The following is a 25,997-nucleotide window of genomic DNA, read 5'->3' on the forward strand; positions in this document are numbered from 1 at the left end:
CGCAAGAGATGGGGAACACGCATGTCCGGCACAGACACCGAACCGCCCCGGCCCAGCGCCCCGCACACCCTCACCGGACAGGTGACCCGGCACGACGGGACGCCCGCCCGGGGGGCCGTGGTGACCGTCGCGCTGCGGCGGCTGCGGTCCGAGACGGTGGCCGGACAGGCCACCACCGGCCCCGACGGCACGTACAGCCTCTCCTATCCCGCCCCGGACACCCCCGCCGACCTGGTCGTCCGCGCCACCTGGACCGGCCCCGGCGGCGCCGAACCGACCGCGGAACTGCTCCGCCCCGCCCCCGGCAGGCGCGAGCGGGTGCACCTGACACTCCCGTCCGACGGCACCACGGAACACGCCCGCCTGGTCGCCGAACTCACCCCGCTGCTCGACGGGTTGGACCTCACCGACCTCTCCCGGGACGGCGACCGCGACGACCTCGGTTTCCTCGCCCGCGCCACCGGCCGGAGCCACGCACAGGTCGGCCACGCCGCCACCGCCGCACGGCACGCCGCCGCCACCGCACTGCCCGCCGAGTACTTCTACGGGCTGCTCCGCTTCGGCCTGCCACCCGCCCTCTCCGCACTCGCCCGCACCTCCCCGGCCGACCTCCGCGCCGCGCTCCTGGCCTGCGCCGACGCGGGCGTGACCGGCACGGCCGAACCGGCCGCCGTGGACACCTTCGTCGACGCGCTCCGGGACCAGGAGGTGGCCGCGGTCGCCACCCCCGGCCCCGCGTCCACCACCCCGGTCGCCGAACTGTTCGCTCTCGCCGTCCCGGAGGCGGCCCGCCGCGCCGAGATCTACCGCGCCTACCTCGACCGCACCGACGCGACGGACTTCTGGGCCGCGCTGCCGGACGCCGAACGGGACCGGCTGCGACTGGCCCTCCACCTCGGCTCCGCCACCGGCGCCAACCTGCCCCTCGTCGCCACCGTCCTGGACCGCTTCGACACCGGCGACCTCACCCGCCCCGCCGACCTCGCCCGGATCAGCGGCACCGACTGGGCGGCACTGGCCGCCGAGACGGGCGTACCGGAGACTCTGCGGACCACCCTGGCCGCGAGCCGCGAGAGCGCCGGTGCCGACTTCGACGTCACCGGTCAGTACGGGGAACTCGTCGCCGGACTCGTCGCGCAGGCACACCCCACGGCCCACCTCGCGCACGGCCTCGCCACCGAGTCCGCCGACTCGCCGGCCGCCCGGTTCCTCACCGACCACCCCGACTTCGACCTCACCACCACCCGCGTCGACGCCGTCACCGTGACCGACGAGGCCGCGCGCCAGGAACTGGCCGGCATCCAGCGGCTCGCCGTCCTCAGCCCCCGCTACGACTCCGTGAAGGCCCTGCGCGACGAGGGCTACGACTCCGCCTACGCGGTGGCGAAGGCGGGCCGGGACACCTTCGTACGGCAGCTCGCGCCCGCCCTGGGCGCGGAGCGCGCAGAGGCCGTCCACACCCGCGCCGCACAGGTGCACGGCGCCTCCACCACCCTGATCGCCGACCTGCGCACGGCCGCCCACTTCGACCCGCCCTGGCTGGCCTCACCGCGCGTCGACGCGGAACTCGTCGCACAGGTCCCCGACTGGGAGGAGCTGTTCGGCTCACCCGACTACTGCGCCTGCTCCGACTGCCGCTCGGTGCACGGCCAGGCGGCCTACTTCGTCGACCTGATGCTGTCGCTGCGCGACATCGGCATCCCCGGCGACCCCGAGCCGCCCGGCGGCGAGGGCCACGTCGCGAACTCGCTGTACCGGCGCCGGCCCGACCTCTGGGACATCCAGCTCACCTGCGACAACACCAACATCCAGCTGCCGTACGCGGACCTCGTGAGCGAACTGCTCGAAGACGCCGTGTCCCCCACCCACATCCCCGCCGCGCAGCGGCAGACCAGCGGCGACCCGGCCCAGCTGCGCGCCCAGCCGCAACACGTCAACACCGGCGCGTACGACGTGCTGCGCGCCGCCGTGTACCCCTTCGGCCTGCCCTTCGACCTGTGGGGCGAGCAGACCCGCGTCTCCCTCGCCCATCTCGGCGTCCGCCGCCACCAGTTGATGGCCGCACTGCGGCCCGCCACGGCGACCGGCACACCCGTGGCCGTCGAACGCGTCGGCCTGCCGCCGGTCGGCGGACGGATCATCACCGGCGAGCCGCTCGACCCGGGCCGCACCCTGGCGGAGTTCTACGGCCGGCCGGCCACCACCGCACCCGAGGCACTGGTCGACGACCTCACCAACGTCCGCCGGATGCTGGAGGCGGCGGGCCTGGTCTACGCCGAACTCGTCGCGGTCCTCGACACCCGGTTCGTCAACCCGCGCGGAGAGATCCGGATCGGCGGCGGCGACGGCGGCTCCCAGTGCGACACCAACAACCTGTACCTGTGGGGCCTGGACCCGGCCGCGCTCGACCGCCTGCACCGCTTCGTCCGCCTCTGGCGGGCACTCGGCCGGCCGGTCCTCGACGTCGACCACGTGCTGATGTCCGCCAACAACCAGGGCCGGCTCGACGCCACGACACTGCGCAGCACGGTCGCCACCGACCGCCTCGCGGAGCGGCTGCGCCTCACCCACGAACAGGTCCTCGTCTTCTACGGCCCCCTGCCCACCCACCACTACGCCACCGCGGACCTGCCCCCGCTGTACGACCGGCTGTTCCTCGACCCGACCGTCGTCCAGCTGGAGCCGGGACAGGTGAGCCCGTTCGCACTGAACGCGGCCCGCACCGAACTCGCGGTGATCGGGGACCTGCGCGACCCCGCCGTCACCTCCGCGCTGCTCGCCGTCCTGGAGGTCACCGACGCCGAACTCGCCGAACTGGTCACCGGCCCCCGCTCCGTCACCCCGAGCCGGCTGCTCACCCTCGCGAACCTGTCGGCCCTGTACCGGACCGTCGTCCTCGCCCGCGCCCTGGACATGTCCCTCGCCGACCTGCTGCGGCTGATCGAGCTGTACGGGGGCGGCGGCCCCTTCCCGCTGCCGCCGGACCAGTTCAGCGGCGGTGAGCCGGAGCTGCGGTCCGGTCTGCTCATGCGGCATCCCGCACACTCCGTACTCCCCGTGCCCGGCGGCGGAGACGAACCGGAGCTCGTGACCGGCCGGCTGCTGACCCGGCCCGGCCATCCGGACGCGCCGGTGGCCGCGCTGCCCCCGGTCGACGTGCTGGTCGTGGTGACCGAGCGGTTCCTCGACGCGGTCGACGCGCTCACCGCACGCGGCTTCACCGTGCCCGAGGTCGACGCCGTCCTCACCTCGTCCGTACCGGACCGGGAGGGGCCGATCCCGGACGACGACGCGCAGTCGGCCACCCTGACCGCCCTGCGCGCCGCGCTCCAGGCCGTGTACGAGCAGACCGCGCGGACCGGCGACGAGAAGGGCGAACTGACCAAGAAGCACCTCGCCCTGCTCGGCTGGGACACCGCGCTGGTGCAGGAGGCCGTCTCCACCCTCCTCGGCACCGTCCAGTACACGGTGTCCGTCGACGCGGTGCCCGACGGGATGTACGACCTGACCGGCATGTCCGTCCGGTACGACGCGGAGACCCGGCTGCTCGTGTTCACGGGGCCGATGACCAACGCCGAGCGGGACACCCTCACCCGCCTGCCCGGCGGGCCCGCCGGCTGGCCCGCGGCCGTCGAGACCCTCCACCGGGCGCCCCGCACCTTCACCGCCACCCGGATGAAGGCGCTGCGCCCGCCCCTGTACAGCGTGCCTCTCGACGCCGAGCCGCCCACGCTGAAACTGCCGGCACGGCTCTCCGGCACGGTGTTCTACGACGTGACCCGCAGGGCCCTGTGCTCACGGGCCTATCTGTCGCCCGACGACCTCGACGCGGTCGCCGCCGCCTGGGACGACGACGCCCACCGCGCGGCCGTCGAGGAGCTGGCCCGGGTGCAGGACGATCCGCCCGCGGCCGGAGACGTCTTCCTGACCGACGTCGACCGCAAGACCCTGTTCGACGTCCGTACCTCGCCCGCCGCCCGCTTCCGGCTGGTCCTGGAACGGCTCAACCCCTATCTGCGGCGCACCCTCAGCGAGACCACGGTCAAACAGCACATCGGGCAGGCCGCGGGGCTGGACGCCGCCAGTGCGGACGTACTGCTCGGCACCTGGCTGCGCTCGCCGTCGAAACCCTCCGCGTTGCAGGACTTCCTCGCGCCGCGCTTCGTCGGCAGCGATCCGGCTGTGGCGGTCGCCGCACCGGGCTTCCCCGAGCAGTTCACCACGCTGACCCTGGTCCACCGGGTCGCGCTCGTGCTGGCCCGGCTCGCGGTGACCGCCGAGGAGATCCCCTGGATCTTCGGCTACGCGGCGAGCGCCGGCTGGCTCGACCTCAACACCCTGCCGACGCGGGTACTGCCCGGCCCGTCGCCGCTGTTCCCGCGCTTCGTGCGCCTGCTGGGCCTCGCACGGCTGCGGGACCGGATCCCGGGACACGCACGGACGCTGCGGGAGGTGTTCACCGCCGCCCGGGTGCCGGGCGGCAGAGCGGCGGACGTCGTCGCCGAACTGGCCCGCCAGACCCGGTGGGACCGCGCCGACCTCGACGTCCTCACCGGCGAAGGACTGCTCGGCCTGACCGCACCCGCCGACTTCTACGGCGAGGAGGGCCTGCTGGAACTGCTCGCCGCCCTCACCCTCGTCCAGAGACTCGGGGTGTCCGCCGAGCGCGCCGCCGCCTGGCTGCCCGCCGAACTCGACGCCGCGGCCGCCCAGTCGGCGTGGCAGGCGGCCAAGGCCCGGCACAGTCTGCGCGACTGGCCCGCCGCGGGCGGCTCCCTGCGGGACCGGCTCCGGGAGAAGCAGCGGGCGGCGCTCATCGGCCGTCTCATCGCCGACCCGCGGCGCGACGGCGCCGGACTGCCGTACTGGCACGACACCAACACCCTCTTCGACTACTTCCTCATCGACGTCGAGATGGGCCCCGCACAGCTCACCACCCGCGTCGCGCAGGCGATCTTCAGTGTGCAGCTGTACATCCAGCGCATCCAGCTCAACCTGGAGGACCTGTACATCCACCCCAACGCCGAGTACTGGAAGCGCTGGGAGTGGATGAAGGCGTACCGGGTGTGGGAGGCGAACCAGAAGGTCTTCCTCTACCCCGAGAACTACTTCGAGCCGGAGCTGCGCCTCGGGAAGTCACCCCAGTTCGCGGAGCTGGAGAACGAGCTGATGCAGAAGGAGGTCACCGAGGCCAACGTCGAGAAGGCCTTCCTGCACTATCTGGAGAAGCTCGACGACATCGCGCACCTCAGGCCCATCGGCTCCTACCGCCACATCCGGTCCGACGGCGAGACCGTGTACGTCTTCGCCCGCACGGACGCCTCCCCGGGCAACTACCACTTCCGGCGGTGGGAGAACCGCACCACGTGGTCGCCGTGGGAGAAGGTCGACCTGGACCTCGACACCGACATGATCGTGCCGATCGTGTGGAACGGCCATCTGTACCTGTTCTGGCCCTCGTTCACCGAACAGCAGGTCAACGCCCCCTTCAAGATCGAAGAGGGGGCGGAGATGCCGGAGGAGCCGCTGACGTACTGGAAGATCCAGCTCAACTGGAGCCGGTACGCGGACGGCGGCTGGGAGGCCAAGAAGATCGCCGACGGCGAGCTCCAGACCGACATCAAGATGGGCACCAACGTCGCCGCCAACATCGACAGGTACGTGCTGGCGCCGGAGATCGACGCGGAGTCCGGGGACCTGCTGCTGTGGATGGTCTACAGCGACACGGGCTACCACCCGGACCCCACCTACCACCGCTCGGGCCACTTCCGGCTGAGCCTGCGCCGCAACAGCGTCTACATCCATCCCATCCAGCTCCAGCCCAGGGAGAACTACACCGGCCCACCGCCGGCGATCGACACCAACTTCACCGACGTGTACTTCAACGAGCGTGTCGAGGAGGAGATCGTCCCCGGGGTCGCCTGGAGCCACATGTCCGTCTTCGACCCGACGTCGAATCCGCGCGACCCGAGGAGCATCTACCTGTTCCAGGCCACCCCGGGCCTCCACCTCTACCGCCAGTACGAGTCGTACCAGTACCGCGACCCGGCCCAGCGTTACTTGCAGTACTTCACGGACGGCACCCGCACCTATCTGATGGAGGGGCACGACGTACCCGGGCCCCTCGCGTTGGACTCCGGAGCGCGGGCGGGCGCCGGGCAGCCCGCCGCCGGCGGGCCGGCCGACGACGATCCGCTCGGTGCGGGCCCCTTCGCCGCCGAGCTCGACACCGTCGTCAAGTTCCGCTTCCTGCCGCTGTACCACCCGCACACCAACGCGTTCCTCTACGAGTACGCCCGCAACGGCCTCTCCGGCGTCTACGAGCGCAACCTCCAGCTGCACCCCGACCGGTGGACCGGCCCGTTCGACTTCGGGGCGGACACCATGTACAAGCCGCACACCGGCGAGCGGGACCGGATCGTCCGGCCCTACCCGGGCGAGCCGGTGGAGTTCGCGCTCGGCGACTCCTACGCGGAGTACAACTGGGAGCTGTTCTTCCACGTGCCGCTGCTGATCGCCGAACGGCTCTCGGCGAACCAGCGCTTCGACGACGCGCTGAAGTGGTTCCACCGGATCTTCGACCCCACGAACCGGGACTACGACGTCGACCGGCCGCAGCGCTTCTGGATCACCAAGCCGTTCTTCGAGGCGACCTCGGACACGTACTACGACCAGCGCATCGAGCAGATCCTGGAGCGGACCGCACTCGGCGAGGAGGACACCCTCAAGGCGGTCAGGAACTGGCTGCGGAACCCCTTCCAGCCGGACGTCGTCGCCCGCACCCGCACCACCGCCTACCAGAAGGCCGTGGTGATGAAGTACCTGGACAACCTGATCGCCTGGGCCGACCAGCTGTTCCGCCAGGACACGCTGGAGACGATCAACCAGGCCACCCAGCTGTACGTCCTCGCCGCCGAACTGCTCGGCAGACGCCCCGAGGAGGTCACCCGCCCCGCCCCGGCCCCGCGCACCTACCGGCAACTCCTCAACCCCGACCGGCCGGTGACCGACGCCGTCGTCGCGGTGGAGAACCTCCTGGCCGGCACCACAGGCACCGCAGGCACCGCAGGCACCGCCGGCACCGACATGACGCCGTATGTGCTGCCCGGGGTGAACCTCAACTGGCTGTACTACTTCTGCCTGCCGCGCAACGACAAGCTGGCCGGCTACTGGGACACCGTCTCCGACCGGCTGTTCAAGATCCGCAACTCGCTCGACATCGACGGTGTGCTCCGCGCCACGGCTCTGTTCGGGCCGCCCATCGACCCCTCGCTGCTGGTCCGGGCCACCGCCGCGGGTGTTGATCTCGGGCAGGTCCTCGACGACATCGGCGCACCGCTGCCGCACTACCGCTTCGACACCATGGCCGCCAAGGCGAAGGAACTCGCCGGTGAGGTCAAGGAGTTCGGAGCGCGGCTGCTGGAGGCCCTGGAGAAACGGGACACCGAGGCGCTCGCCCGGATGCGCGCCGGACACGAGGTCGCGGTGCTCGACGCGGCCCGCGAGGTGCGCAGGCAGCAGGTCAAGGAGGCGACGGAGGCGTACAACGGCGCGCTGCGGTCCAAGGCCGCCGCCGAGCACCGCAGGGAGTACTACACGAGCCGCGAGTTCATGAACGCGTCCGAGACCTCGCACGCCGACCTGTCCGGCACGGCCAAGACGTTGCAGTACATCGCGGCCGGCTTCCAGGGCGCGGCCGCGATCACCAGCCTGTTCCCGGACGCCAAGGTGGGCTCGCCGTTCACGGTGGGCCTCCAGTTCGGCGGCAACAACCTGACCAGCGCCCTCAACAGCCTGGCCGGCTCGCTCGGCAGCCTGATCGGGGCCCTGTCCACGCAGGGGTCGGTGGCCCAGACCCTGGGCGGCTACCAGCGCCGGGCCGACGACTGGACGTTCCAGGCCGAGCAGGCACGGCTGGACAGCGCCCAGTTCGACAAGCAGATCGCGGCGGCCGGGATCCGGCAGGCCATCGCCGAGCGCGAACTGGCCAACCACGAGCGGCAGCGCGAGCAGGCGGCGCAGGTCGCGGACTTCCTCAAGGACAAGTTCACCAGCACCGAGCTGTACGACTGGATGGCCGGACAGCTGTCCACCACCTACTTCCAGGCGTATCAGCTGGCCTACGACGTGGCCAAGCGTGCCGAGCGCTCCTGGCGGCACGAACTGGGCGTCACCGACTCCGAGTTCATCACGTTCGGCTACTGGGACAGCCTGCACAGGGGCCTCCTGGCGGGCGAGCGGCTGGCGGCCGACCTGAGCCGGATGGACGCGGCCTACCTGGACGCCAACGCCCGCGAACTGGAGCTGACCAAGCGGGTGTCCCTGGCCCAGCTCGACCCGAACGCGCTGCTGCGGCTGAAGGAGACCGGCCGCTGCTACGTCTCCCTCCCCGAGGCGGTGTTCGACCTCGACGGCCCCGGCCACTACCAGCGGCGGATCAAGACCCTCACGCTGACCGTGCCGTGCGTCGCCGGACCGTACACCTCGGTCAACCTCACCGCCCGGCTGCTGCACAGCAGTGTGCGCGTCGACCCGCAGATCGCCGAAGGGGAGGCGTACGGCCGGGACAAGGAGGCCGACCCGCGCTTCCGCGACCACACCGGTCCCGTCCAGTCCGTCGTCACCAGCACGGGACAGGACGACGGCGGACTGTTCGAGACCAATCTGAACGACCCGCGGTACCTGCCCTTCGAGGGCGCGGGCGCGATCAGCGAGTGGCAGCTCGAACTGCCGGTGGAATTCCGGCAGTTCGACTACGCCTCGATCACCGACGTGGTGTTCCAGCTGCGCTACACCGCCAGGGACGGCGGACCCGCGCTGGCCGCGGCGGCCGAGCACGACCTGCGTGACGCGCTGGGCCGCTGGGTGCACGCGGGGGGTGGCAAGGGCCTGTTCCGCACCTTCAGCGCACGACGCGAGTACGCGGACCGGTGGAGCAGGTTCCTGGCCCCCGCCGGGGCCGGGCCCGCCACGCTGGAGTTCGCCCTCACCAAGGACCGCTTCCCGTATCTCTTCCGGGACTTCGGCATCACCGTCGGCAAGGCCGAGCTCGTCCTCGTGCTCTCCAGGGAGGCCGCACCGGGCACCGACACCCCGTACCTGCGGTTCTTCCGCAACCCGCTGCCGGTCGCCGTCACCACCTCGTCGGGCGGCGGCACCGACGCCGAACTCGCCGCCGCCCCCGCCCTCGACGGACAGCCCCACGCACGGCTCACCGGGGTGACCCTGCGGGTCCGCGACGACACCACACTGACCGTCACCGTGGCCCGCGAGGCGATCCTCGCGCTGCCCGAGCAACTGCGCACCGGGGACCGGCTCGACCCGGACGCCGTCACCGATCTGCTGCTGGTGTGCCCGTACGGCCTCACCGAAGCCCCGCCCACCCCCGAATGACCCGAGGAGACCACGCGTGAGCACCAACCGTTCCCTGGCCGCGGGGCACATCGCGGCCGCCGAGCAGTCCGCCGACGCCGCCCTGGCCACCGGCACCTGGACCGCCGCCGGCAGCCTGCCCGCCGGCACCTTCTGGGCCGGCACCGACACCGGAGCCGTCACCTTGAACGACGGCACCGTACTGACGGCGGGCGGCGAGGACCCGCGCCGCAACGCGCAGCACACCGCCCTGCTCTTCGATCCCGCCGACAGCGCCTGGAAGCCCACCACCGAACTCTCGGTGAGCAGGCGCCTGCACACCCTCACCAAGCTCGCCAACGGCACGGTCCTCGCCGTGGGCGGCCTCAGCGGCCCCTACGGCGGGCTCTCCCAGGCCGGTGTCGCCTCCGCCGAGATCTACGACCCGGCGGCCCGCTCCTGGACACCCACCGGCGCCCTGCACGAGGGGCGGTACGCACACTCGGCGACCCTGCTCGCCGACGGCCGGGTGCTGGTCACCGGCGGTGTGGCGCCCAGGTCGGCCGTGTCCCAGAAGGCCCTGGCGTCGGCCGAGATCTACGACCCGGTCGCCGAGGAGTGGACCCCCACCGAGGAACCGATGAACGACGTCCGCTGCGGCCACCCGGCCGTCCTGCTGCGCAACGGCCGCGTCCTGGTCGTCGGCGGCATGAGCCCGATCGGGCGGGGGCTCTTCGCGGGCCAGTCGTTCTGCGAGCTCTTCGATCCGGCCACCGGCCGCTGGACACCCACCGGTGACCTGGCCTCCGTACGCAAGAGCCACCAGGCGACCCTGCTGCGCGACGGCACGGTCCTGGTCACCGGCGGCGACAGCCCCGGCCTCCAGGACGACTGGACGTACAACCCGTACAGCCAGTGGACCACCGAGCGCTACGACCCCGCGACCGGCGCCTGGACCGCCGCACAGGGCATGGGCAACGGCCGCAGCCACCACCGGGCGGTGCTGCTGCGCTCCGGACGCCTGCTGGCGATCGGCGGCACCGACGACTCCACCTTCGACGTCGGCTACCAGAACGCCGAGGTCTTCGATCCGCAGGCGAAGACCTGGACACCCACCGGTGGCATGGTCGAGGGCCGCTGGGCCTTCGTGGCGGCGGAACTCCTCGACGGCAGGGTGCTGGTGGCGGGCGGGCTCGTACGGTCGGGGGCCGCCGTCCCCGACAGCACGAGTGTGCTGACGGACACCTCAGAGATCTACACGGCGTGAGCGGATACGGAGCCGAGCGATGACACGACGGACAGATCTCGCCGCGGGATTCCGCGCGGCGGAGCCGGGCGGGGGAGTGGCCACCGCGTCGGCGGGCGGCTGGTTCGCCGCGGCCGAACTGCCCTCCGCACGCCGGTGGTTCGGACCCTCGGAGTCGGCGGTGGCGCTGGCGGACGGTACGGCGCTGGTGGCGGGCGGCGCGCTCGCCGGTGACACGCCCACCGACGAGGCCCTGGTGTTCGACCCGGTCGCCACCACGTGGACGCCGACCGGCGCCCTCGGCACCGCCCGCCACAGTCACAGCGTCACCCCGCTCGCCGACGGCCGCGTCCTGGTCGCCGGCGGGATCGGCCCGACCGGCCCGGACACGGTCGGGCGGCTGGCCACCGCCGAGCTGTACGACCCGGTGACCGGCGGCTGGACGCCCACGGTCAACGAGATGGCCACCGCGCGGTCCCTGCACGCCGCCACCGTGCTCGCCGACGGGCGGGTCCTGGTCACCGGCGGCCAGGGCGAGCGGGCACCCCGAGCGAGCGGGCGCAGCCTGTACACCGCCGAACTCTTCGACCCCGCGACCGACGAGTGGACCACCGCCGCGCCGATGACCGACGCGCGGTGCGGGCACCCGGCCGTGCTGCTCCAGGACGGCCGGGTGCTCGCCGTCGGCGGTCTGTGCGGCACCGGCCGCACCATCGGCACCGGCCAGGGGTTCTGCGAGCTCTACGACCCGGTGGCCGACACCTGGACACCCACCGGCAGCCTGCGCGTCCCCCGCCGTGACCACCGGGCCACACTCCTGGCCGACGGCACCGTCCTCACCACGGGCGGCGACGGACCCGGCATCCGCTTCGAGCGGACCTTCGTGCCGTTCGCCCAGTGGCGCACCGAGCGCTACGACCCGGCGACCGGCTCCTGGACCGTCGCCGAGAACATGCCGGCCGGCCGCACCTCCCACCACGCCGTGCCCCTGCCATCCGGCCAGGTGCTGGTCCTCGGCGGCACCGACAGCGCCACCCGGGACACCGGCTACGCCGCCGCGACGCTCTACGACCCGCTCGCGCACACCTGGACACCCTCCGGCGGTATGGCCACCGGCCGCTACGGCTGCACCGCCACGGCGCTGCCCGACGGCTCCGTCCTCGCCACCGGCGGCACGGTCCGCTCCGGCCGGGCGAACCCGGCGGCGGGCGAGGACCTGATCACCGCCACCACGGAGGTCTTCTGGATCTAGCGGCGGTCGCGACGACCGGGTCCCCGCGGTGTTGACGGGAACACAAGACCGCCCGGATTGTTATGTACATGGCCACAATTCGGGCACGGCTGTTCGTCGTCCTGGTCGTCCTCCTCGGATTCCTCACGGTGGCGGTCCCGCACCCCGCCACCGCCGCCCCCCTCCCCGGTTCCCTCTGGTTCGACGGCACCCCGGTCACCGTCTCGGCCGGCCGCTTCACCGACGCCACCGGCCGCGAGATCGTGCTGCGCGGCTACAACGTCTCCGGCGAGACCAAGCTCTCCGAGAACGGCGGACTGCCCTTCGCCTCCGTCGCCGACGCCCGCAAGTCGGCGACCGCGCTGCGCACCCTCGGCGGCGGCAACACCGTCCGCTTCCTGCTCTCCTGGGCCTACGCCGAACCCGTCCGGGGCCAGGTGGACACCGCGTATCTGGCCGCCGCCACCGACCAGATGCGAGCGTTCCTGGACGCCGGCATCCGCGTCTACCCCGACTTCCACCAGGACCTCTACTCCCGGCACCTCTTCGATCCCGACAGCTGGTACACCGGTGACGGTGCCCCGAAATGGGCCGTCGACCTCGGCGACCACCCCGACGAGTCCTGCGGGATCTGCTTCTTCTGGGGCCAGAACATCACCCAGAACGAGGCCGTGAAGCAGGCGTCGTACGACTTCTGGCACAACGCGCACGGAGTCCAGGACGCCTTCCTCACCACGGCCGAGAAGACCATGGCCTACGTCCAACAGCACCTGTCCGCCGACCAGTTCGCCGGCGTCATCGGCTTCGACCCCTACAACGAGCCGCACGCCGGCACCTACGACAGCGGCCAGACCAGCCGCACCTGGGAACGGGACGTCCTGTGGCCCTTCTACGAGCGGTTCCGGGCCCGTATGGACGCGGCCGGCTGGCAGGACAAGCCCGCCTTCGTCGAACCCAACCTCTTCTGGAACGCCAACCTCGACTTCCAGAAGCAGGAGGGCGGCCTGCTGGACGCCGGCCGGCTCGGCCCGCGCTATGTGTTCAACACCCACTTCTACGACCAGAAGGCCATCTCCGGCATCTTCATGTGGGGCAAGGCGCAGGACGGCCAGTACGCCGGTGACTTCGGCACCCTGCGCGACCGGGCCGCCGCGGCCGGGACCCCGGCGATCGTCAGCGAGTTCGGCCACCCGCTGGCGGGAACCGTCTCCGACAAGGCGCCCACCGTCCTCAAGGCGATGTACCAGGCACTCGACTCCCGTGTCCCGGGGGCGAGTTGGTGGTCCAACCCACAGGCCTCGGGACCCGTGCTGTCCGGCACACAGTGGCAGTGGGACATCTACCACGGCCGGCACCACGAGCCGATGAACGGCAACCCCGACAAGGTGCTCACCGAGGGCGACGCCTGGAACGACGAGGACCTGTCCGCCGTACACCTCGACGACAGCGGCACCGTGACACTGCGTCAGGACGCCCGGCTGCTGGACCGGGTGTACCCGAGCGCCACCGCCGGGACCACCCTCGCGTTCACCTACGAGGACCGCTCCCGGGACGGTTCCACCACTCTGACCTGGAACCCCGTGCCCAGCTCACTGCCCAACGTGGCCCGGCTCGTCGGGTCCGGCCAGTACGCCCTGCTGAAGTGGCGCTCCGACGGCGGCCCGGCCCCCACCGAACTCCATCTCCCGGCGTCCTTCCCGACCTCCTCCACCACGGTCGTCTCCGACCTGGGCACCGCCCACGCACCACCGGCGTACACCGGCACCACCCCCATTGCCGTCGCCGCCGAACCGGGCGACACCGGCAGCCGCCGCCTCCTGCTCACCGCCCCCGACTCCGGCGTCACCCACTACGCGCTCGTGACCAACGGGTCGACGGCGGCCCCCACCGCCGAACTGCTCGCAGCGGCCCGCGCGGAACTCACCGCGTGGTCGGCACGGACGGGCGGTTAGGCGCCCGAGATCCCCGGCCGCCCGCTGCCGGGCGCCCGCGAACGCCGGCTGCCGGGCGCCCCGCGATCCCCGGCTGCCGGTCGGCGGCGGGCCCGCGCACGGGCGGCGTGGGCCGTCCGCGCCGGGAGGCCCGGGACCGGTCGGCTCTCGGCTCCTACCCGCCCCGCGGCCGTCGGACATGCCCGCGCCGGCCCACCGCGGTCCCCGGCCGGTGGGGGCGGGTCGCCGCGCGGATCAGTGAGCGCAGCGCCGAGGCGCGCAGCAGGTGAGCGGCCGTCGTGGCGCGGCGCGGGCCGTGCGGGCGGGCCGGTCCCGCCTGTGCGGAGAAGGACCAGCTCAGCCTGGCGTCGAGGCGGAACCGGGGCATGTTCCTTCCTACTCGTCCCAGGCCTGGACCACGGTCTGCTCGACGATCTTGCCGTCGCGCAGCGACACCATCGACTCGGCCAGCACCCGCACGCCGTCGGCGTACTGGCACGACTCGGTGAACGCGGCCCGGTCCCCCTGGATCACGCAGTTCTCCAGCTTGTGCGTCATGTCGCGGCTGTAGATGTCGTCGAGCATGGCGCTGATCTCGTCCCGGCCGTGCAGCACCATCGGACGGCTCGGCTGGGAGTTGCGGTCCACCACCCGCAGTTCGGCGTCGTCGGCGTAGAGCGCGAGCAGGGTGTCCGGGTTTCCTTCGATACCCCGGCGCAGTACCTCGGCGCCGAAGGCGGAGCTTACCACCGTACTCATCGTGACCTCCTTCGAGGGCGGCGGCCCGGAGGGAGGCGGGCCGCGCGGGACCCTCTCCTACGAGATTCCTCCTCGCCGCGCCGCTGGGCAAGCGCAGGCCCCCGCCGGGCAGGAGCAGGCCGCCGCCGGGCACGACGGGCCCGAAGGTGCGCCTGTCGGGTGAGGAGCGCGGGCCGCCCGTGTCCGGCACGGGCCCGCGCGCGTTGCTGAGGACATGATCTCAACTCGTCGTATCCTCGCCGCCGCCTGTCTCGCCGTGGGGGCCGCCGGTCTCGCCGTCCCCCAGGCGGGCGCGGCCGAGGCGGACGCGCACAGCGAGGGCAAGCTGAACCCGATCGCCGTGCTCGACTCGCTGACCGTCACCGACATCCCCGCCGAGCACAAGAGCCTCGTCCCGAGGCCCTCCGAGCAGCTCGCCGAAGTCAACAAGCTCAACCAGCTGAACCAGCTCAACGAACTGCACCAGGTCACCGACCTGGTCGCCCCCGTGACCAACCTGGTCCCCGCGATCGGGTACTGACCGCGGACCGACGCGGCGGCCGGGATCAGCCGGCCGTGGCGAGGAACTGTGTGGCCGCCAGCTCCGCGTACAGCGGGTCGGCGGCCACCAGTTCCTGATGCGTGCCCACCGCGCGGACCCGGCCGGCGTCCATCACGACGATCCGGTCCGCCATCGTCACCGTCGACAGCCGGTGCGCGACCACCAGAACCGTCGTCGTACGCGCCACATCGGCGACCGTGTCCCGCAGTGCCGCCTCGTTCACCGCGTCGAGCTGCGAGGTCGCCTCGTCCAGGAGCAGCAGCCGGGGTCTGCGCAGCAGGGCGCGGGCGATGGCCACCCGCTGGCGCTCACCGCCGGACAGCTTGGTGCCACGATGGCCGACCAGCGTCTCAAGGCCGGTGGGCAGCCGCTCCACCAGACCGTCGAGCCGGGTCGTCTTCAGCACCCGGGCGAGCTGACCGTCGTCCGCGTCCGGACTGCCCAGCAGCAGGTTGTCCCGCAGGGAACCCGACAGGACCGGCGCGTCCTGCTCCACATAACCGATCGCGGACCGCAGCTGCGACAGGTCCCACTGCGCGACATCCCGGCCGTCCACCGTGATCAGACCCGACTCGGGGTCGTAGAACCGCTCGATGAGCGAGAAGACGGTGGTCTTGCCCGCGCCCGACGGTCCGACGAACGCCGTCATGCCCTGCGCCGGCACGTCGAAGCTCACCCCGTGGTGCACGTACGGCAGATCGTCGGCGTAGCGGAAGCGCACGTCGTCGAAGACCAGGGCCGCTGGACGGGCGTCCGGGGCCGTCAACGGGGCAGCGGTGATGGGCGGTTCGGCGGGGAGGGCCAACGCCTCCTGGATACGGGCCAGGGCCGCGGCGCCCGACTGGTACTGCGTGATCGCGCCGACGACCTGCTGGATCGGCGACATCAGGTAGAAGACGTACAGCAGGAACGCGACCAGGGTGCCGACGTCGACCGCGCCCGTCGCGACCCGGGCCCCGCCCACCGCGAGGACCGTGATGAAGGCGATCTGCATCGCCAGCCCCGCCGTGTTGCCCGCGGCGGCCGACCACTTGGCGGCGCGCACACTCTGTCGCCACGACTCCTCGGCCGCGGTGTGCAGGGTCTGCTCCTCGCGGTGCTCGGCGCCGGACGCCTTCACCGTGCGCAGCGCGCCCAGCACCCGCTCCAGCGAGGCGCCCATCACACCGACGGCGTCCTGCGCCTTGCGGCTCGCCCGGTTGATCCGGGGCACGATCACTCCGAGGACCGTGCCCGCGCCGAGGATGACGGCCAGGGTGACGGCGAGCAGCACCGGATCGACCACGCCCATCATCACGATGGTCGCGAGCAGTGTCAGCCCGCCGGTGCCGAGGCCGACCAGGGAGTCCGTGGTCACCTCGCGCAGCAGGGTGGTGTCGGAGGTGATGCGGGCCATCAGGTCACCGGGCTCGCTGCGGTCCACGGCCGAGATCCGCAGCCGCAGCAGATAGGACGACAGGGTCCGTCTCGCGCCCAGCACCACCGACTCGGCGGTGCGCTGAAGCACGTACGAACCCACCGCCCCCAGCGCCGCGTTGGTGACGACCAGGGCCGACATGGCGATGAGCGCGCCCGTGATCGCCCGGTCGTGCGAGAGGTCGTCGATCAGGCCCCGCGCCACCAGCGGCAGCAGCAGCCCGGTCGCGCCGGTGACCAGCGACAGCACGGCGCCGACGAGCAGGGTCCAGCGGTGCGGGCGGACATATCCGACGAGCATGCGCCACGGGGGCGTACTGGTCTCCGTCTGTGCGGTGCTCACGGGGCTCCTTCGCCGGGCCGAACGGTGAAGGTCAGCCTACGGCCGGCCACTGACAGCGGGCCGGGCGACCAGCGGCGGGACGTGCGCGCGAGGTCCTGCCGCAGCCGTTCCATCACGCGTAGGGTCGGCAGCGGGACGGATGATCGTCGACGAGAGGGGCAGCACATGGCGCAGGAGGTGCGCGGCGTCATCGCGCCGGGCAAGGACGAGCCGGTCAGGATCGAGACCATCGTGGTGCCGGACCCGGGGCCCGGTGAAGCCGTGGTGCGGGTGCAGGCGTGCGGGGTCTGCCACACCGACCTGCACTACAAGCAGGGCGGCATCAACGACGAGTTCCCCTTCCTGCTCGGCCACGAGGCCGCCGGGGTCGTCGAGACGGTCGGCGACGGCGTCACCGACGTGGCGCCCGGAGACTTCGTCATCCTCAACTGGCGTGCCGTGTGCGGCCGTTGCCGGGCCTGTCTGCGCGGCCGGCCCTGGTACTGCTTCAACACGCACAACGCCGAGCAGAGGATGACCCTCGCCGCCACCGGCCAGGAACTCTCCCCGGCGCTCGGCATCGGCGCCTTCGCCGAGAAGACGCTGGTCGCGGCCGGACAGTGCACCAAGGTCGACCCGGCGGTCTCCGCCGCGGTCGCCGGACTCCTCGGCTGCGGCGTCATGGCGGGCATCGGCGCCGCCATCAACACCGGCAACGTGGGCCGCGGCGACAGCGTCGCCGTGATCGGCTGCGGCGGCGTCGGTGACGCGGCCATCGCCGGCTCGCAGCTCGCCGGTGCCGCCCGCATCATCGCCGTCGACATCGACGAGCGGAAGCTGGAGACCGCCCGCACCATGGGCGCCACCCACACCGTCAACTCCAAGGAGACCGACCCCGTCGAGGCGATCCGCGAGCTGACCGGCGGGTTCGGCGCCGACGTCGTCATCGAGGCGGTCGGCCGCCCGGAGACGTACAAGCAGGCCTTCTACGCCCGCGACCTGGCCGGCACGGTCGTCCTCGTCGGCGTACCGACCCCCGAGATGAAGCTCGAACTGCCCCTCCTCGACGTCTTCGGCCGCGGCGGCGCGCTGAAGTCCAGCTGGTACGGCGACTGCCTGCCCTCCCGTGACTTCCCGATGCTCATCGACCTGCACCAGCAGGGGCGGCTCGACCTCGGGGCGTTCGTCACCGAGACGATCGCGCTCGACGAGGTGGAGCAGGCGTTCGAGCGGATGCACCACGGTGACGTGCTGCGCTCGGTGGTGGTGCTGTGATGGCCGCCCGTATCGAACGCCTCGTCACCTCCGGACAGTTCAGCCTCGACGGCGGCACCTGGGACGTCGACAACAACGTCTGGCTGGTCGGCGACGACCACGAGGTCGTGGTCATCGACGCCGCGCACGACGCCGACGCCATCGCCGAGGCCGTCGGCGACCGGCGGCTCACCGCCATCGTCTGCACCCACGCCCACAACGACCACATCGACGCCGCGCCCGCGCTCGCCGACCGCACCGGAGCCGTCATCCGGCTGCACCCGGACGACCTGCCGCTGTGGAAGCTCACCCACCCCGACCGCGACCCCGACGCGCATCTCGCCGACGGCCAGGTGATCGAGGTCGCGGGTGCCGACCTGCGCGTCCTGCACACCCCGGGACACGCGCCGGGTGCCGTCTGCCTCCACGACCCGGGCCTCGGTGTCGTCTTCACCGGCGACACGCTCTTCCAGGGCGGGCCGGGCGCCACCGGCCGCTCCTACTCCCACTTCCCGACCATCGTCGACTCGATCCGCGACCGCCTGCTCACCCTCCCGGCCGACACCAGGGTCCTCACCGGCCACGGCGACCCGACCACGATCGGCGCCGAGGCCCCGCACCTCCAGGAGTGGATCGCGCGCGGCCACTGAGCCGGCACACCCCGGCGGCCGGGGCGGCATTACGATCAACGTCCATGACCGCCAACACAGTTGTCACCCTGCACGACGTACGTGTCCTGCGCTGCGCCCCCGACGGTCCGCCACTCGACGGCGAGGGCGCGGCGCTCGACCTGATCGGCGACGCGTTCGGGCAGGAGGCCGAACTGGTCGCCGTGCCCGTCGAGCGGGTGGCCGCCGACTTCTTCGAACTGCGTACCGGCATCGCCGGAGCCGTCATGCAGAAGTTCGTGAACTACCGGCTGCGCCTGGCCGTCGTCGGTGACGTCTCCCACCACGTCGCGGCGAGCGACGCCCTGCGCGACCTCCTGCGCGAGACCAACACCGGCGGCCACATCTGGTTCCTGACGGATTTCGACGCACTCGCGGCCAGGCTGGCACCCGCCCGCTGACCCCGCCCCGGCGGTGCCCTGCGCCACGCGAGTGACCCCACCGTGAAAGCCGACAGAAGATGTCCGGCTTTCACGGAAGGCTCGTCCACGCAAGCGCGGAAACGCCCGGTGCGCACAGGCACCGGGACGCCGCAGCACCGTACGGGCACCAGGAGGCCGGACATGTCACAGCCGTTGCAGGGCAAGGTCGCACTCGTCGCCGGAGCGTCACGCGGCGCCGGGCGCGGGATCGCCGTAGAACTGGGCGCGGCCGGTGCCACCGTCTACGTCACCGGCCGCAGCACCCGCGCGGCCCGCTCCGAGTACAACCGCCCCGAGACTGTGGAGGACACCGCCGACCTGGTCACCGAGGCCGGCGGCCACGGCATCGCCGTACCCACCGACCACCTCGACCAGGCGCGGGTCAAGGCGCTCGTCGACCGTATCGCCGGCGAGCAGGACCGCCTCGACGTCCTCGTCAACGACATCTGGGGCGGCGAGACGCTCTTCGAGTGGGACAAGCCGGTCTGGGAGCACAACCTGGACAAGGGCCTGCGGCTGCTGCGCCTCGCCGTCGAGACCCACGCCATCACCAGCCACCACGCCCTGCCGCTGCTGCTGCGCCGGCCCGGCGGCCTGGTCGTCGAGATGACCGACGGCACCGCCGACTACAACCGCGACAACTACCGCGTGAACTTCTTCTACGACCTCGCCAAGGCGTCCGTCCTGCGGATGGGCTTCGCCCTCGGCGAGGAACTCGGCACCCGCGGCGCCACCGCCGTCGCCCTCACCCCGGGCTGGCTGCGCTCGGAGATGATGCTGGACCACTACGGCGTGGAAGAGGCCAACTGGCGCGACGCCCTGACCACCACCCCGCACTTCGCGATCTCGGAGACCCCGCGCTATGTCGGCCGGGCCGTCGCCGCGCTCGCCGCCGACCCCGACGTGGCCCGCTTCAACGGGCAGTCCCTGTCCAGCGGCGGACTCGCCCAGGAGTACGGCTTCACCGACCTGGACGGCAGCCGGCCCGACGCGTGGCGGTACCTGGTGGAGGTGCAGGACCCCGGGAAGCCGGCGGACACGCACGGATACCGGTGACTTCGCGGCGCCACCGCCGCTGAGCCCGGCGTCGTGATCGCCGGGGCAGTAGGTTCTGCCCATGGCTGACACAAGGCGTTTCGAGGGATACGGCGTACTGGTCACCGGCGCGGCACAGGGCATCGGCGCCGCCACCGTGCGCCGGTTCGCCGAGGAGGGCGCGCACGTCCTCGTCACCGACATCGACCCGGCCGCCGCGGAGACGACCGCGGCGGCCCTGCGCGAACAGGGCATGGCCGCCGGGGCGTTCGGCTGCGACGTGGCGGACCGGGTATCCGTCGAGGCGGCCGTCGCCCACGCCGTCGACACCCTCGGCTCGCTCGACGTGCTGGTCAACAACGCCTATCACTGTTCCCCCGACGCCCCGCTCTTCGAGGACGAGCCCGACGACAACTGGGCGCGCGACCTCGACATCACCCTGACCGGCGCCTACCGGTGCAGCCGTGCCGCGCTCCCGCACCTCGCGGCGTCCGGGCGCGGTGCCGTGGTCAGCATCGGCTCGGTCAACGGCCTGCGCGACTTCGGCAACCACGCCTACAGCGCCGCGAAGGCCGGCCTCGTCTCGCTGACCCGCACCCTCGCGGGTCACGCGGCCGAACGCGGCGTACGGGTCAACCTGGTGGCCCCCGGCACCGTACGCACACCTCCGTGGGAGGAGCGGGCCGGTGCCCTCGACGCCCTGCGCGGTCTGTACCCGCTCGGCCGGGTCGGCGAGCCGGAGGACATCGCGGCCGCCGTCGCCTTCCTCGCCTCGCGCGACGCGGCCTGGATCACCGGCACGACGCTGGTCGTCGACGGGGGACTGACGGCGGTCGACTCCGGGTTCAGGTCGGCCTGGCGCGGACGGGACGACACCTGACGCGGCCCGCCGTGCAAGGGACGACACCTGACCCCGGCCCGCCGCCCCCACTCACAGGTTCTGGGCCGCCTCCAGCGCCCTCAGCGTCCGCTCCACGTCGTCCTCCGACGTACGCCAGTTGCTGAAGGCCGCCCGCAGTGCGGGTGTCCCCTCGAACACCGTCGGTGTCATGAAGACCTCGCCCGACGCGGCCAGCGACTCCGTCAGCGTGGCCACCCGCTCGCGGGTCGGATCGGTGGCCAGGGTGAAGCAGACGACGTTCAGCCGCACCGGCGCGAGCAGCCGCAGTGCGGGCATCGCGGTGATCCCGTCGCCGAGGCGGCGCGCGAGGGCGACATTGCGCTCGACGATCTCGCGGTGCCCGGCCCGCCCGTAGGCGACCAGCGCGAACCACGCGGGCAGTGCGCGCAGCCGCCGGGAGTTCTCCGGCGTCAGATGGAGGTAGTCGGGGTGGTCGCCGGCCGGCATGCCCAGGTAGGGCGAGGCGTTGTGGAAGACGGCGACCTGGAGGTCCCGGCGGCGGGTGAACTGCACGGCCGCGTCGTAGGGCACGTTGAGCCACTTGTGCAGGTCGACGCAGAGCGAGTCGGCGGCGTCGAGCCCGTCGACGAAGTGGGTGAAGGCGGGGGAGAGCGCGGCGAAACCGCCGAAGGCGGCGTCCACGTGCAGCCAGAAGTCGTGCCGCTCCCTGAGCGCGGCGATCGCGCGCAGGTCGTCGAAGTCGACGGTGTTCACCGTGCCGGCGTTGGCCACCACGATCGCCGGGCGGCCGTCCAGCGCGGACAGTGCCGCGTCCAGCGCCCCGGCGTCCACGGCCTCCCGGCCGGCGTCGAGCACGGGCACCGCCCGCAGCCGGTCCCGGCCGATGCCGAGTACGGAGAGCGCCTTGCCGATGCTGGAGTGGGGGCTGCCGGACAGCACGTCGACCGGCCCGAGCGCGGCCGCACCCTCGCGCGACACCTGGACACCGAGGCGTTCGCCGAGCCACTCGCGGGCGATGGCGAGACCCACGGTGTTGGACGCGCTGGCGCCCGTCACGAACGCCCCGCTGTGCGCCTCACCGAGCCCGAACAGGTCCCGCAGCCAGCCCACGGTCTCCCGCTCCAGGCCCGCCGCCCAGGAGCCGATGGCACCGGACGCGTTCTGGTCGTAGACGCCGGTCAGCCAGTCGCCGACGACGGAGGCGGGGGTGGCGCCGCCGGTCACGAAGCCCAGATAGCGCGGCCCGGCCGAGCCGGAGAACCCGGCCGCCCACCGTTCCCCGAACCGGACGAGCGCCTCCTCGGTCCCGGCCCCCTCCTCCGGCAGCCCCTCGAAGGGCGGCGCCGGATCCAGCCGGGCGGCCGGCCGCGCCCCGAGCCCCGCCAGTTCCGGCACGGCGAAGTCACGGGCCGCCTGGAGGAGTTCGGGAAACCGGGCGAGGTCATCGGCAAGCTGGGAGTCCATGATCCGAGCCTAGGCGTGTCGACGGCCCCCGTACCGGACCAATCACCGGCGAGTGGACCGATCGTCCACCCCCGGCGCACACCCGTGAATGTCACCGTTTCGTCCCGGCCCCCGCCGCCCTACAACCGAACCCCTCCCGCGCCGGTCTAGCTGGGCAGAGTCGCGCGGTGTGCGCGGACCGCAGGTGAAGGGGATGCAGTCATGGGGGACATGCGCAGACGGGGAGCCGTGGTCGTCGGGGCCACCGCGCTGGTGGCGCCGCTCGTGGTCGGGCTGGGCACCGCGCCGGCCCAGGCGGCGAGCTGTACGACGTCGGTGGGGCCGCACCAGAAGCAGGTGGAGAAGTTCCTCGGGCGGCCGGTCGACGGCAAGCAGTCGAGCGCCGACTGCAAGGCGATCCAGAAGTTCCAGAACAAGCACGGCATCAGGCCGAACATCGGCTACGCGGGATCCGTCACCTGGGGCGTGATGGATCTCATGAACAAGCAGAAGGCCGTGGGCAAGAAGCCCAACAAGGACGGCAAGTGCCCGGTGAACAAGGGCCGGATCGCCTGTGTGAACCTCACCCTCCAGATCAGCTGGATCCAGGACGGCAGCCGGCTCGTCTACGGCCCGGTCCCGGTCCGCACGGGCCGCAACGGCTACGAGACCCGCACCGGCCTGAAGAAGATCTACTGGCGGAACATCGACCACGTGTCGAGCATCTACGACGTGCCGATGCCCTACGCCCAGTTCTTCGACGGCGGCCAGGCGTTCCACTCCGTCAACGTGAGCATGTGGAACCCGCCCGGCTCGCACGGCTGCACCAACATGACGAAGACCGACGCCAAGAAGTACTGGTCGCTGCTGAAGAAGGGCGACGACGTCTACGTCTACGGCCGCAAGCCGGGCACCTGAGGCACCCGGCCCGCGACCGACGGGCCTCACACCTGCGGGGCGTCCCCGAAGTCCGGGATCTCCAGCCGTACCCCACCCTGCCGCGCCGACTCGTGGGCGACGATGCCCGGCAGGGTGTAGCGGGCGGCCACCCACGCGTTCACCGACGGCAGCGACCCGGTGTTGACGGCCGTCACGAAGTCGTCCGCCAGGAAGTGGTGGCTGCCCTCGTGCCCGTTGTGGAGGTGGTCGTACGACCGCGGCAGCCGCGCCCGGTCGTGCACGGGGGCCGAGCCCGAGGTGAACGCGGCGCGCAGCTCCGGCGCGATGTGCTGGAGCGACGGGTCGTCGGGGGACATGGTGGGCTTGGGCTCGAGGAGTTCGCTGATGTCCTTGACGCCCTTCTTGTCCTGCCAGAACGCGACCGTGGCGAGCTGTTCCATACTCGCCTCCGTGCCGAAGAAGCGGAACCGCGACTCCCGGATGTGGGAGGGGTAGCCCACCCGCCGGAACTCGTTGGTGCGGAACGAGCCGCCGCCGGCCACCTCGAAGAGCGCCGTCGCGTTCGACACGTCGTTGTCGAACCGGCTCACCGACCGGTCGAAGACCCCGTCGTCCCGCTGGTCCACGACCCCGATCGCGGACACGCTCACGGCGTGCGTCCGCCATGCGCCGAGCACACCGCCCACCGAGTGCGTCGGGTAGAGCAGCGGGGGATAGCTGGCGGTGGCCTTCCAGTTCTCGCCGCCGCTGTACTGGTAGGCGTCGTAGAAGCCGAGGTCCATGTCGTGGACGTAGTCGCCCTCGGCGTAGAAGATCCGCCCGAAGGCGCCTTCCGCGATCTGGTTGCGGGCGTGGACCGTCGCCGGGTTGTACTGGCTGGTCTCGCCCATCATATACGTCAGCCCGGTCGCCTTCACCGCGTCGATGATCGCGGCGATCTCCTCCGTGCTGATCGCCATCGGCACGGCCGAGTAGACGTGCTTGCCCGCGCCGAGCCCCTGGAGGACCAGCGGTCCGTGGGTCCAGCGCTGGGTGAAGATCGCGACCGCGTCGACGGCCGGTGACTCCAGCATGGCCTCGTACGACGGGAACGTGCCGGACAGCGACTCCGCGGCGGCCAGTCGCTCCGCCCGCTCGGGCAGCAGATCGGTCACATACACCTCGCTCACACCCGGGTGGGCGAGGAACAGCCGGGCGAACTGGCCGGAGAACTGGCCTGCTCCGACGATGCCGAGGGAGAACGTCATGGAATTACGAGCCCTTCACTGGCCGAGGATGAAATTGATCTGGTCGTTGGTCTGCGTCAGCCCGCTCGCCGGGGCGTCGTTGGCGTAGAGGTCCTGCATGGCGGGGCGCATCAGCGCGTACACGTCCGCCGCGTAGTTGGTGATCGGGAAGGAGACGGTGGTGAAGTCCCGCTTGTCGTCGACGGGCCGGGTGAAGGCCGTGACGTCGATGCCCTTCTTCTTGTAGGCGGCGACGGCGGCCTCGGTGCCGTCCGGGGTCGCCGGGAAGACGATGCCGAAGCCGCCGACGGTCCGCTGGCACTCGTCCGACGCCAGGTACTGAACCCACTTCCGGGCGCCCGCCTTGTTGGGCGCGTTCTTGGTGATGGAGTCGGCGAGACCGTTCATCATGGTGGCGCTCCTGCCGGTGGGGCCGACCGGGGTGACGGCGGTGCCGATGTCGAGGCCCTCGGTCCCGTAGTACGCGGAGATCAGCCAGGCACCGTCGATGGCGGTGGCCGCCTTGCCCGCGGCGACCTGCGCGTTGGCCGGGTTCGCGCCGTCGGTGTAGTCGGTGAACGGCGCCAGATAGCCCTTCTCCGCCAACCCGAAGTACCAGTCCACGACGGTCTGGAACGTCTTGCTGTCGTACTGGTACTCGGTGCCCCAGCGCTTCTTGTCCGTGTAGTTCCAGCCCGCCGAGGCCACGAACGGGCTCCAGGTGGTCTGTCCGTCGGAGTCGCCCGCGCCGCCGGTGGCCAGCCCGTACACCTTGACGTTGTTCTTGTCGAAGCCGGGTTCGTCGCCGCGCCTGCCCTTCTCGTCCACGGTGAGATGGGCGACGGCCTTCTCGAAGGTGCCGCCGTCGTCCGGGTTCCAGGCGAGCCGGTTGAGTTCGCCGCCGGTGAGGCCGGCGTCCTGGACCATCTGCTGGTTGTAGAAGAGGGCGACGGTGTCCCAGTCCTTGGGGGCCCCGTACCGATGGCCGTCCTGGCCGACCCAGTTGGCGGCGAGACCGGGCTGGTAGGCGGAGTCGTCGATGTTCAGGTCGTCGAGCGGTTCGAGCACCTGGAGGTCGGCGAACTGCCCGAACTTCTGGATGTGGTCGGTGAACACGTCCGGTTCGGTGCCGGCGATGAAGCTCGCCGTCAGCTTGGTCCAGTAGTCGGCCCAGCCCATCTGCGTGATGTCTACGTCGAGTCCGGGGTTCTGCTGCTCGAAGTCCTTCGCGCAGGCCTCGTAGGCGGGCAGCTGGTTGGCGTCCCACAGCCAGTAGCTCACCTTGTTCCGCGCCCCGCCGGCCGAGTCGCCCTGCGCGCATCCCGTCACCAGGGAGAGGGCGAGCGCCCCGGTGAGGGCGGCAACTGTACGAAATCGCATGTCGGTTCCC

General features: G+C 71.9%; 17 protein-coding genes. 11 read left to right on the forward strand and 6 right to left on the reverse strand.

Annotated features, from left to right (window positions below; all coding sequences use genetic code 11):
• Window positions 1-21: 21 nt before the first annotated feature.
• The 4 genes from ACIQAC_RS17545 (at window position 22) to ACIQAC_RS17560 (ending at window position 13,780) form a co-directional block, all read left to right on the forward strand.
• Window positions 22-9,393, forward strand: a complete 9,372-nt coding sequence (locus ACIQAC_RS17545; protein WP_402191867.1) for a neuraminidase-like domain-containing protein — start codon at window positions 22-24, stop codon at window positions 9,391-9,393.
• A gap of 16 nt (window positions 9,394-9,409) precedes the next feature.
• Window positions 9,410-10,618, forward strand: a complete 1,209-nt coding sequence (locus tag ACIQAC_RS17550) for a Kelch repeat-containing protein (protein ID WP_402191869.1) — start codon at window positions 9,410-9,412, stop codon at window positions 10,616-10,618.
• Window positions 10,619-10,637: 19 nt separating this feature from the next.
• Entirely contained in the window at window positions 10,638-11,849 is a 1,212-nt protein-coding gene (locus tag ACIQAC_RS17555) for a Kelch repeat-containing protein (protein ID WP_402191871.1), read from the forward strand.
• Between the two features lie 68 nt (window positions 11,850-11,917).
• Window positions 11,918-13,780, forward strand: coding sequence for a cellulase family glycosylhydrolase (locus tag ACIQAC_RS17560; RefSeq protein WP_402191872.1), 1,863 nt, complete (start codon window positions 11,918-11,920; stop codon window positions 13,778-13,780).
• 154 nt (window positions 13,781-13,934) lie between these two features.
• Here the strand turns inward: ACIQAC_RS17560 and ACIQAC_RS17565 are convergent, their stop codons facing one another.
• Complete coding sequence (locus ACIQAC_RS17565; RefSeq protein WP_402191874.1) at window positions 13,935-14,147, reverse strand: hypothetical protein; 213 nt, start codon at window positions 14,145-14,147, stop codon at window positions 13,935-13,937.
• An 8-nt stretch (window positions 14,148-14,155) separates the two neighbouring features.
• Complete coding sequence (locus ACIQAC_RS17570) at window positions 14,156-14,518, reverse strand: nuclear transport factor 2 family protein (protein WP_402191876.1); 363 nt, start codon at window positions 14,516-14,518, stop codon at window positions 14,156-14,158.
• A gap of 214 nt (window positions 14,519-14,732) precedes the next feature.
• Here ACIQAC_RS17570 and ACIQAC_RS17575 point away from each other — a divergent pair, with 214 nt between their 5' ends.
• Window positions 14,733-15,038 carry a hypothetical protein gene (locus ACIQAC_RS17575; protein ID WP_402191879.1) on the forward strand — a complete coding sequence of 102 codons (306 nt, stop codon included), beginning with the start codon at window positions 14,733-14,735 and terminating at the stop codon, window positions 15,036-15,038.
• Window positions 15,039-15,063: 25 nt separating this feature from the next.
• On the opposite strand, the gene ACIQAC_RS17580 is transcribed toward ACIQAC_RS17575, so the two are convergent.
• Entirely contained in the window at window positions 15,064-16,776 is a 1,713-nt protein-coding gene (locus ACIQAC_RS17580; protein ID WP_402192656.1) for an ABC transporter ATP-binding protein, read from the reverse strand.
• A 207-nt stretch (window positions 16,777-16,983) separates the two neighbouring features.
• Here ACIQAC_RS17580 and ACIQAC_RS17585 point away from each other — a divergent pair, with 207 nt between their 5' ends.
• The 5 genes from ACIQAC_RS17585 to ACIQAC_RS17605 all read left to right on the forward strand — a co-directional run bounded on the left by ACIQAC_RS17585 (window position 16,984) and on the right by ACIQAC_RS17605 (window position 21,056).
• The gene (locus tag ACIQAC_RS17585; protein ID WP_402191882.1) at window positions 16,984-18,072 is read left to right on the forward strand and encodes an S-(hydroxymethyl)mycothiol dehydrogenase; all 1,089 of its coding nucleotides are present in this window, start codon (window positions 16,984-16,986) and stop codon (window positions 18,070-18,072) included.
• Complete coding sequence (locus tag ACIQAC_RS17590) at window positions 18,072-18,701, forward strand: MBL fold metallo-hydrolase (protein ID WP_402191884.1); 630 nt, start codon at window positions 18,072-18,074, stop codon at window positions 18,699-18,701. Before ACIQAC_RS17585 ends, ACIQAC_RS17590 begins: the two co-directional genes overlap by 1 nt.
• Window positions 18,702-18,745: 44 nt before the next feature.
• Entirely contained in the window at window positions 18,746-19,120 is a 375-nt protein-coding gene (locus ACIQAC_RS17595; RefSeq protein WP_402191887.1) for a DUF4180 domain-containing protein, read from the forward strand.
• A 162-nt stretch (window positions 19,121-19,282) separates the two neighbouring features.
• Window positions 19,283-20,197 carry an SDR family oxidoreductase gene (locus tag ACIQAC_RS17600; RefSeq protein WP_402191889.1) on the forward strand — a complete coding sequence of 305 codons (915 nt, stop codon included), beginning with the start codon at window positions 19,283-19,285 and terminating at the stop codon, window positions 20,195-20,197.
• Window positions 20,198-20,258: 61 nt separating this feature from the next.
• A complete protein-coding gene (locus ACIQAC_RS17605) occupies window positions 20,259-21,056 on the forward strand; it encodes an SDR family NAD(P)-dependent oxidoreductase (RefSeq protein ID WP_402191891.1) in 798 nt (265 codons plus the stop codon).
• Window positions 21,057-21,107: 51 nt separating this feature from the next.
• Here the strand turns inward: ACIQAC_RS17605 and ACIQAC_RS17610 are convergent, their stop codons facing one another.
• On the reverse strand, window positions 21,108-22,502 hold the full coding sequence (locus ACIQAC_RS17610) for a pyridoxal phosphate-dependent decarboxylase family protein (RefSeq protein ID WP_402191894.1): 1,395 nt from the start codon (window positions 22,500-22,502) through the stop codon (window positions 21,108-21,110).
• Between the two features lie 201 nt (window positions 22,503-22,703).
• On the opposite strand from ACIQAC_RS17610, the gene ACIQAC_RS17615 reads away from it, so the two are divergent.
• Window positions 22,704-23,399, forward strand: coding sequence for a L,D-transpeptidase (locus tag ACIQAC_RS17615; protein ID WP_402191896.1), 696 nt, complete (start codon window positions 22,704-22,706; stop codon window positions 23,397-23,399).
• Window positions 23,400-23,425: 26 nt separating this feature from the next.
• Here the strand turns inward: ACIQAC_RS17615 and ACIQAC_RS17620 are convergent, their stop codons facing one another.
• Both ACIQAC_RS17620 and ACIQAC_RS17625 read right to left on the reverse strand, forming a co-directional pair.
• Complete coding sequence (locus tag ACIQAC_RS17620; RefSeq protein ID WP_402191898.1) at window positions 23,426-24,628, reverse strand: Gfo/Idh/MocA family protein; 1,203 nt, start codon at window positions 24,626-24,628, stop codon at window positions 23,426-23,428.
• A 15-nt stretch (window positions 24,629-24,643) separates the two neighbouring features.
• Window positions 24,644-25,987: an ABC transporter substrate-binding protein gene (locus ACIQAC_RS17625; protein WP_402191900.1), complete on the reverse strand. Its 1,344-nt coding sequence runs from the start codon at window positions 25,985-25,987 to the stop codon at window positions 24,644-24,646.
• Window positions 25,988-25,997 lie beyond the last annotated feature (10 nt).

The organism is Streptomyces sp. NPDC088387, assembly GCF_044753385.1.
GTDB lineage: Bacteria > Actinomycetota > Actinomycetes > Streptomycetales > Streptomycetaceae > Streptomyces.